The following is a 9,665-nucleotide window of genomic DNA, read 5'->3' on the forward strand; positions in this document are numbered from 1 at the left end:
CTGACTTTCCTCATCACTCACGACCATTGCTCTTAACAACAGCCGCATGAGGTGGTTTGAGACCTATCGCTGGTGATCGATCTCGGTGGGTCTACCACCATCTCTTCCGCAGCTTGCTACGGCATACTCCCTATTTCTGTAATTTCATTTTTAGAAGCTGAGCGCCAATGGATGAAATCCACTCAAGGTTTTGAGATCAAAGAAGCGGCGAGAAAAACCTCATTTTGTGGTCATGTTATTCTTTCAGATGAAATTATGGTAGTTGAAGATGCAACTAAAGATAGACGATTTTATGATAATCCTTTTGTTCTAGGAAAACCCAATTTCAGATTTTATTTAGGTTGTCCTTTGAAAATTAAAACATACAATGTGGGTGTGATTTGTTTGATCGACGACAAGCCCAGATCAATCAAGGAAGTAGATCAAAAACTCGTTCACGATCTTGCCCAAATGGTAGAAATGGAGCTCGAATCATTACAATTATCCTTTACTGATGAATTAACAGGCTTAACCAATCGGCGTGGATTTTTAAAACTAGCGGGCTATCTGTTTCAAAAATGCCAGCTTGAAAATAATGTTTTTACCTTGTTATTTTTTGATTTAGATAAATTTAAGTATATAAATGACCACTTTGGACATGCAGAAGGTGATAGGGTTTTAAAAACTTTTTCTAATACGCTTCTGCAGAACTTTCGTTGTTATGACGTGATTGCACGTTTAGGCGGCGATGAATTTTGTATCTTTTGTTCTGGGCTAAATCAAAAAGATGTAGATTGCATTATTCAACGTTTAACAGATTCATTGAAATCAGTAGCCACAAAAGATTATTCACTCGAATTTAGTATGGGGAGTATCCAATATGATCCAGAAAAGCATCGTACCCTTGAAGAGATGATTGCTCTTGCTGATTCTAAAATGTATGTTACTAAAAAAAGTAAGTAATCTGACATTTGCTGGAGGGTACTTTTTCAAATTAGCTATGTAGGACTCAAAATGATCTAACATACTTTGCTCTATTACAATGTAAAATAATTCATAAGATTTAATTTTAGTTGATGATTGATCATCAATATAATTTACTATTAGTGTATAGCCGATTCTGATCCACTAAGAAGATCATTTCTTTAAGGTCTAACCAGGTCACCACGGTATAATTCATTATTGAGAGAGGTACACCTTTGGAAAAACGTATTTTCATAATTGGTCATATGGGAGCTGGCAAATTTGTATTTACAGAAGCGCTGGCTAAAAAATTAGGATGGCAAATTGTCGATGCAAATCCCAGCATTGAACGTTACATTGGTCGGCATACACGAGAAATTCTTGGTGAGCAAGGCGAAACAGCGTTTAACCGTTGCCAAGCCGAAATTATTTCTCATAGCATAGAGAAAGAAAATGTTGTCGTCTTATTGGAAGAATGCGTTGTATCCAGTGAAGAATGTCGAAAACTGTTATCCTCTGAATTTGTGGTTTATTTAAAAGTATCTATCCCAACCCAACTTGGTCGTATGAAAAATGGACGCGTTTCTTCCCTTCCAGTTGATGATATGAAAAGCTTCCTGGAACAACAGCACCGCGAACGAGACCCTTTTTATGAAGAAGTTGCTACCTTGGTCGTTGAATCTGTTGGTTATTCCGATCAAGTAGCTGAAATCAATAAAATTATTGACGAAGATGTTAACAAAGTGATGAAAGCCTTAGAAGGATAGAAGAATACCGAACAAGGTAGAGGCATTTCACGACCACCTCATCCTGAGGAGTTTACGACGAAGGATCTCCTGATTTTTTCTCATACCCATCTTCTGGAGATCCCTCACTGCATTCAACGAACAGTGGTTCGGGATTGACGCATCATCAGATTTTTTAGTCTGGTGCAACGAGGAATTCAATTTATTAGAGTTGGTAGAACTAATCTTGACTATACGAAAAAATACTTTTACAACTTGAAGAATATTCTTATTCTTACCGCAAGGGTCATGGCAAGCTTAATTGATTTCAGGAAGTACGTGACCATATGTTCTTTAGTATTATGCTCGCCGTTGCATGCCTCTTTTATTGAGCAGACAATGGGAACTGCTGTAGTGAAGGATGCCACAGCTGTTTACTTTAACCCGGCCGCATTAACTATTGCACCTCAGCATCAATTTATTTTTTTGGACACTCTGGCAAGGGCTCAATTTGAGTTTAGCGGAAGTGCAAAAAATATACCTTCTGGGAATACCGAGTCGGGATCGACCCTCTCTCAATCCAATTTTGTCTTACCCTCCATGTATCTTAAGATCCCTATAAATAAAAGATTCGTGGCCGGTTTTGCTGTCGTTGCGAATGATTTTAATCGCGAATTGGATAACCAACCGATTCTTCGCTATATCCTCGCCCGTAATCAAACGAATAATATTGACTTTATTCCCGCGCTTGGGTTTAAAATTAATCAATTTATTTCCATAGGAGGAAACCTTAATTTTACCTATGCTCATATCATCCAGGAGCCTATTGCTGCAGGCATAGCCCGGTTGAATATTCCTGAAAGCCGTAGCTTTAATGACAGTCAAGCAAACAGTTTGGGCGGTGATTTTGGGATACTAATTAAACCTGACAAAAAAACAGCCTTGGGTTTTAATTATCGTAGTGCAGTGACTTATAATTTACAGGGTAGTAGTACGATAACTGGTTCGCAGAATATTTCTTCAGAGGATTACCATTTTAAATATTGGACACCAGCAAGAACTGTCATAACAATAAGCCATTTTGTCGATGAACAATTAGGCTTTTTAGGAACTGTTCAATACCTGCAATGGAATATCTTCAAAGAAGTTTCGGTGCATAATTTTGCAACGCAAGCTGGCTCCAATGTCTTTATTGTCCCCAAGGCTCGCATTAATTATCATTTTCACAACAGTTGGCTTCTAACCCTTGGGACAATTTATCAAGTGTCACCAAAGTGGGTTGTCCGAATAGCGGGAACATATAATCAATCTCCCTCAAATGGAAAATTTCAAATAGGCCCTGGCGACAGTTTAACTACCGGTTTTTCGATGGGATATCAATTGATGAACCATCTCACTGTTGATGGTGGTTATGCCCATGCTTTTTATAAAAAGGAATTGATTGATATTAGGCTCCCCCAGAATATTATCACTGGCATTAATGAAGGCAGCCATGATGCCGTCTCACTCAAATTAACGCTCACTGCTTAGAGAGTGAGACATAAAATTAATCTGTTCAAACCCCTTTTGGAGTATTAGATAATTCTGAATCAGGGGATTCAGAATCGATTATGGACTCTTGTGCCCCAGAGGCAGCTTCAGCTCCTGAATCATATTTTTTTACTTGTCGCCAATGGCTCGACTCTCCTTGCTGAAAAGTTCTACGGAAAAAACTTCCCTCGTATTGATTTGCAGAGCTTATATCTAAATGTAGCTTTAAAATCGATTTATATTTCACTAAAGCGGCATATTTATCAGTGCATTGCTCAATCTCTTCCACTATAGATGTTTTTATTTGTTTCCATAACTCCTTATTTTCTCCTTCGCGCGCTCTGAGCATCATATCGTTTAATTGGGCGGGATTATGAAGAGGGATATCCTCCTTTGCCAATTTAAAAGACATTTCCTTTGCTTGCGAAAAGTCTTTGTCGAAGTGGATTGCTTCCAACCTTTGTATGTCGTTCTGTAATTCATCCCATCGTTGCTTATCACCTCGTAAACGCGCCCAATTAAGCAAATAGGTCAGTTGAGATACGTTTGTGGGGATATCGCTGTAATTGACACAAGCCTCATGTGAATTTAAGTTTCCTCTTGCCACAAGACCATGGCAATTGATGAACTCACCGTATTTTCCGTTAAAATTTATACCGAAACTGAATCCTGACTCGTCTAAATTTCGGCCATTACCTCCACAAAGTTGCAAACTAGTTAACTGGAATCCTAACTCTGTGAGTTGTTGATCGAGAACGTCGAGAATTTCTTCGTCATCAAACAAGCCATTTGGATATTGAAAACTGCTAAATCCTATTACAGCTTCAATTTCAGCACCCTCAGGCGCATGAGCCACCATTGCTGCGATAACTTCTTTTCCCAGTTGGGAATCTAAAGTATAACTCGTAATACCACCTGGAAAATGGATGAACGACAGACGCTTAACTTCGTTGTTTTGCTTGATAAAAAAGGCAAATGATACGCATTCAGTCATGCCAGAAGTGAAAATTCCATGAGCTTCCCCTGAACCTATATTAATCACGTTCCTAGGATCGCACACAGCATAAAACGGCGCATATTTATAAGAAATAACATCATCATCTATCGGATCTATATACATAATTAACCTCTCCAGGATAATTATAGTACTTTATAGCAAGAGTAAAGATAGCCCGTAAGGATCGAGGTGGATTACAGGCTACACTGGCTTTAGTCCGATATAACAATTTGTGTATCCGATAGATTTTTCTATATTTATATCAAGATAAAGAAGATAAATTATGCCAGACTTAAATTTAATAAAAATGGCACACTGTATTCTGTCCTCACTGATTTGGCCATGATGGTTGGGATTAAATTAATTACATTCCTCTGACCAAGATGGTATCTGAATAGCCTGTTTCCATTCCCTTGCTGTTTTTGGTTACCGCCTTTTCATGGGACGAAACACCTGTTTTGCATATAGGATCTATTGGAGAAATTCCTAACATAGAAAAGAACGTTAACGTGCGATTGTTTTCTGCGATCTTAACAGTATTGTTTCCAACTTTTCTTTCGACGTAATGGAATTTGAGCGGGTGATAACTTCCCGAAACATAAGCCTCTAAAGCTACATCTTTAATTTTCCTACCTTTATAGGGCCCCTGATTAAAACTATTTTTTACTCCGTTTTGTCCAAAAAAATACATAGAGTTAGTTGGCACAGGAACTCTTATTCCTGAAGGCTTATTTTTGTTTATCTCAGGTTGAAATCTGCTCCTGGATAAAAAAATAGAACCATCTGTTTTTAATTTTTGTCGCTCTTTAGGTGTAAAGGGATAAATATATTCAGATGGATTTTGATTTATAACTACTCTGGACAATTTTTCTTTTAGTGGCATATTAGATGACCTTTATTACAGCAATATTAGCCCGTAAGGAGCGAAGCGGATTACGTGGCTCATTAATTAATGCCAGAATCCCTATTAGAGAATCTAAACATCCTCATACTATTGGAAATTACTCCATATTAATAGAAAAAGTTGCTCCCAAAAGCTCATTAACGAGCCATATTGTTGCCCCCCATGGACTTTAAGAAATAATCCTGTAATCCGCTGTGCTCCTTACGAACTACGCATGCTTAAGTTTACCAATCAATCGAGTCTGCCCCATTGATGATTAATTGTGTAGTACAGTTTGGGATAATCATCTAGTTTACATTGAATAATCAACACTGGCCTGCTCGGAGATAATTTCTTCTTTACTACAGGCATAATCTTTCAAGACCCATGTATAATGGACCTCATTACACACTGAGTCTTTTTTGAGCAATTTTGTACATCCAAGAATAGAGGATTTGTCTAATTCGAGGTATATTTCACCTGATTTTTAACATGAGGATTTTACCGTGAAATCAAAACTGGAATTAGCCAAGCAGCAAATTAGTGAAAACCATGCTGAAGCCAAAGAAGAAAAAAATAGAACTAATGTCTTTGGCGCATTAGAAAACTTATCAAGCATTTTAGATAAGTTTACCCCTGAGCAAATCGAACAAATTTATCAAATTGAAAAAATTGACCCAGTCTACTTTCCTGGCCTTTCGAAAGCAGCATCCAATACCATACTCAATTTGCACCAAGGAAATCCAAATCTTTCCTTAGATTTTATTATTACTACAGTATCCAAACTAGCCAGCAGAGGACGACCCTGGGAGTCTTTAAATGCGTTCTCATCTTTTGGCAAACACTGCCGTTCTGAACTAAGCGAAGTCAACATCAATTATTTAATGAAAGTAAACAGTGATATTCTTGAGATCGTCGGCTCTACAATAAGAAACGACATGAGCGAAAAGGAACAGAGCATATCTGGAAAATTTCATAACCTGTTCGGATTTTTTAATGGCCATACGCCAATGCAATACAATGAGGGGTTAATTAAATCAATAAATAAACAAATGGAATATTATTACCCTGGATCTACTTCTAAGTTGCAATATTAGAAAGCAAGTAGCCTGTAACGAGTGAAGTGGTATACAGGCTACCCCTTGAACTTAAATGGTTTAATTTCTACCAATGGGATTGTAACAACAGGTAAAATCAAACGGCTTAAGCTCGACCTGTTTATTTAAATGTACATAATAACCTTCGTTTTTAAGTAATGAATTGATATTAAGTAAATTATCTACTTCATATAAATAATCACGGTGCGGGGACTCCCAGTCAGAAATTTGAGTGAGTGCTTTTTGTTTTGCTTCAAATTCATTCGCAGCAACTACGAAAATATTCTTATGTAATTCGGTAAATTGTTTTTTATCGTAACCACCCAAGTTTACGAAAAATAATTTATTCCCCCTATCTTCTGATTGTTCCTGTGAAATTTGAATGCCATATCCATCTGCATAATTTAAAATGCCCCAGGCATCTATATGTAAACTTTTGGGTATACCCCACCAGCTTTTTCTAAGCGCATCGTAGGTATCCTCAATGGAATTAGCAACTATAAAACGGAGATCATGAAGTTCGATTAAAGAATCAGGGTGGCTACCACCAATATATATTACAAATAAATTCATTTGGTTTTCCTAATAAAACAGCAGCTTTTTGAACTTAGCCTGTAATTATTTCAGCATTAAGAATTTCTTACCACTGGCAAGATAATTTTAGATGAGACTGCTGTGTGTCCTAGGGAAACTTCTTGAATATAATTTATCTCCCATGTATAGTTTTTATCTTTTTTTATTTGTGAATATTATGAAATGTAAAGCGTATTTCGGTAACACAGGACTTATGCTCGAAGTAGAGGGTAATAATGAAACTACTTTAAGACAATATGCTAAAGCCTGTGGTATGGATAATGCCACTATAGTTACTTTCGATAAAAAGAAATATACCCTTTATCTACCACATATGAATCAAGAAACATATTCAAAATTATGTGAAGTTGCTGAGGGAGAAACACCTACATTTGAGGAATTAGAAAAACAAGCAACAGTAGAGCAAAAAGAGAAGGAACAGTATGCTCTTCGCGATAATGGATTCATTAAATCAAAACTTGCCAAAAAAGATCACGAAGTAAATTATCGAGTCGGGCTTGTCGATAAAAAAAATATTAGTATAACCGTAGTAAGCAACGATAAATTCTTGTTATCTCTATTTGAACAATATTTCGAAGGAAATACTGGCATAATCGCTACCGATAAAAAATCCTTTAAGCAATTAAATATTCCAAAAATAGGTAAAGATAAATACAACTCTTGTCTGAATATAATAAAAGATGGGCTTCCCCGCGGTTATAAAAAAGATCTACGAAGTTTTGAGCAATTAAAGCAGATAGCAGATGACTCAAATGAATATAATCCAATAAGTTCCGCTGCAAAGGGTAAATAGTTAATGGGGGCATGCCTTGTACTGTGAATTTTAATTGAGATGCACAATTCAAGGACCCCGTTAAGGGTTACGTTCTATATGATATATTCATGCCAACTTTCTAGGAATAGTAAAACTAAAAGTAGAGCCTACTCCCACTTGGCTCGTAACATTTAGAGTACCTTGATGGCTGTTAATAATGTCTTTACAAATCGAAAGCCCTATTCCCATGCCTGATATATTATCATTTGTAACACGATAAAATGGCTCAAAAATATTGTCTAAATGTTCTTCAGGTATACCTAAACCATAATCTCTGATAGTTACTTGAATCACAGAATCAATTTTTTCACTTGTTATAAAAATTTTACCTCCTTGAGGTGAATATTTTATGGCATTTGAAATGAGATTGACAATTACTTGACCAATGCGTTCTTTATCCGCCTCTATCTCATCCTCTAAGGTAAGTTGTGTTTCAAATTGATAATTTTTAGTTTCCAATTGCATATCCTGCACTTTCTCTAAAATCAATTGATTTAAATTGAAAGTTACTCGTCTTAAATGCAACTTCCCTTCTTCCAATCGTGTGGTATCGAGCATATCTCGAATGAGCGCCTGGAGAAGCTCAAGCTGTTTTTTTAATTTATTAAGAATTTCCATTTGAAAAGGCGTATTCTTTTCTAAAAATGCTTGTTCAATTATTCCCATATATAAAGTCATACATGTAAGCGGTGAATTAATTTCATGGCTCGCATAAGCGATAAACTCATCACGTAAGCGAACTTGTGCCATTAGATGCTGCTCACTTTTTTTCATGTTTATTTCTGTCTGCATTTTAGCTACTAGTTCATATTCAAAAGCAATAATGATTGAAGCAGCATTTGTGAGCACCTGAGCCATTTCTAACTCCCTTTTTGTTGGCTCTTGGGGCTCAGAAAAATATATATCTAAAGTTCCTAAAATGCGCTCCTCTGCTGTAAGAACAGGAAAAGACCAGTACGCACGGCAATTATGTTTACGAGCTAAGGGTCTTAAATCTTCCCATGCGGGATCTAATTCAATATCAGTAGTAATGATGGGTTTTCCCTTATTCATCGCAAGGAACTTATCGACAAAATGAGGCTCTTGAGGATAGGCTTTTATAATCTGGACATATTCTTCGGGTATTCCTTCTGAGCATTGAAAACACTCACTGCCTGGAGGCAATAAATAAAAAGCAGCTTTTGCCCTGCCTTTCGTTTGAAGTATTACAGTGTCAACAAGCGCTCTCAGAGAAAGTTCTAAAGGCTTTCTGCTCATGGCAGCATGAAAGGCTTCTTTTTGTCCAATAAGCCATATCTTCTCTTCCTGCAAAGCCGCTCTTGTATAAATTTGTTCCATTAAATCAGCGGATTGACGAAGTATTACATTCATTAAAGAAAGATCGCGCTCGGATGGCTCATGAACTGTATTCCAATGAGTAGAGATAACACCTAATAATTCTCCTGAGTGAGAAAAAAGGGGACTTGACAGTACAGAGCATATTCCCAATATGCGATATGTAACTAAGAGTTTGGGATTTAATAAAAACTCACAATGATCTATATCTACAAGAATGCTCCTTTTTTCCTTCATCGCAAGAGCGTAGGTGCTAACATCATGCGAAGAAATCCATTGTAGCAATTGAATAGTCGAATCTTCAAAACCTTGCCAAGCCGTTAACTCTAGACCCTTCTTCTCTGGAATATAAGTATGAAGACTTACACAATTTGATTGCATAATAGTTGTTGTAGTTTCAATAATGAGCTTATTAAGAGCATTCACTTTTTCTGCTTCGTCTAACTCCCTATTAATTAATCGAAGCAATTTTGAATCAAGTAATTGTTCTGCTTGAGCTTTATTTAAATGAGCATGTTCTGTTACTAACTCTTGCATCCCTTTATTATTAAAGGTTTGATCCATTTTTAACTGATTTTTATAAAATTGATTGTTTTGGTCTAATTGATTAAATTTCTCCAATTGTAGACAGTGCTAATAACCCGCTAGTAAATGGCGCAGGCCATCAATAAAGTTTCACCAGAAAATACCCCAAGAAGTTTACAAAAAGACCAAGACAGAAAACTCATCTAAAATAAAGGGACTAATG

At 36.6% G+C, this 9,665-nt stretch carries 10 protein-coding genes; 6 read left to right on the plus strand and 4 right to left on the minus strand.

The features are described 5' to 3' along the window. Positions 1-72: 72 nt before the first annotated feature. The 3 genes from ACWTEW_RS05310 (at position 73) to ACWTEW_RS05320 (ending at position 3,197) form a co-directional block, all read left to right on the plus strand. Entirely contained in the window at positions 73-942 is an 870-nt protein-coding gene (locus ACWTEW_RS05310) for a sensor domain-containing diguanylate cyclase (protein ID WP_454783583.1), read from the plus strand. Positions 943-1,178: 236 nt separating this feature from the next. Next, entirely contained in the window at positions 1,179-1,709 is a 531-nt protein-coding gene (locus ACWTEW_RS05315; RefSeq protein WP_454783584.1) for a shikimate kinase, read from the plus strand. Positions 1,710-2,006: 297 nt separating this feature from the next. After that, on the plus strand, positions 2,007-3,197 hold the full coding sequence (locus ACWTEW_RS05320; protein WP_454783585.1) for an OmpP1/FadL family transporter: 1,191 nt from the start codon (positions 2,007-2,009) through the stop codon (positions 3,195-3,197). 25 nt (positions 3,198-3,222) lie between these two features. On the opposite strand, the gene ACWTEW_RS05325 is transcribed toward ACWTEW_RS05320, so the two are convergent. Together ACWTEW_RS05325 and ACWTEW_RS05330 are read right to left on the minus strand one after the other, a co-directional pair. Continuing rightward, positions 3,223-4,317 carry a hypothetical protein gene (locus tag ACWTEW_RS05325; protein ID WP_454783586.1) on the minus strand — a complete coding sequence of 365 codons (1,095 nt, stop codon included), beginning with the start codon at positions 4,315-4,317 and terminating at the stop codon, positions 3,223-3,225. A 241-nt stretch (positions 4,318-4,558) separates the two neighbouring features. Next, complete coding sequence (locus tag ACWTEW_RS05330) at positions 4,559-5,077, minus strand: hypothetical protein (RefSeq protein WP_454783587.1); 519 nt, start codon at positions 5,075-5,077, stop codon at positions 4,559-4,561. Positions 5,078-5,082: 5 nt separating this feature from the next. Between ACWTEW_RS05330 and ACWTEW_RS05335 the strand changes: the two genes are divergently transcribed. Both ACWTEW_RS05335 and ACWTEW_RS05340 read left to right on the plus strand, forming a co-directional pair. Continuing rightward, positions 5,083-5,271 carry a hypothetical protein gene (locus tag ACWTEW_RS05335; protein ID WP_454783588.1) on the plus strand — a complete coding sequence of 63 codons (189 nt, stop codon included), beginning with the start codon at positions 5,083-5,085 and terminating at the stop codon, positions 5,269-5,271. A gap of 312 nt (positions 5,272-5,583) precedes the next feature. Beyond that, positions 5,584-6,174: a hypothetical protein gene (locus ACWTEW_RS05340; RefSeq protein ID WP_454783589.1), complete on the plus strand. Its 591-nt coding sequence runs from the start codon at positions 5,584-5,586 to the stop codon at positions 6,172-6,174. A 60-nt stretch (positions 6,175-6,234) separates the two neighbouring features. Here ACWTEW_RS05340 and ACWTEW_RS05345 read toward each other — a convergent pair whose 3' ends face one another. Beyond that, complete coding sequence (locus tag ACWTEW_RS05345; RefSeq protein ID WP_454783590.1) at positions 6,235-6,747, minus strand: DUF1543 domain-containing protein; 513 nt, start codon at positions 6,745-6,747, stop codon at positions 6,235-6,237. A gap of 178 nt (positions 6,748-6,925) precedes the next feature. Here ACWTEW_RS05345 and ACWTEW_RS05350 point away from each other — a divergent pair, with 178 nt between their 5' ends. Further along, the gene (locus ACWTEW_RS05350) at positions 6,926-7,561 is read left to right on the plus strand and encodes a hypothetical protein (RefSeq protein WP_454783591.1); all 636 of its coding nucleotides are present in this window, start codon (positions 6,926-6,928) and stop codon (positions 7,559-7,561) included. A gap of 87 nt (positions 7,562-7,648) precedes the next feature. Here ACWTEW_RS05350 and ACWTEW_RS05355 read toward each other — a convergent pair whose 3' ends face one another. Then, a complete protein-coding gene (locus tag ACWTEW_RS05355; protein ID WP_454783592.1) occupies positions 7,649-9,481 on the minus strand; it encodes an ATP-binding protein in 1,833 nt (610 codons plus the stop codon). Positions 9,482-9,665: the final 184 nt, after the last annotated feature.

Source organism: Legionella stuttgartensis (assembly GCF_977063405.2).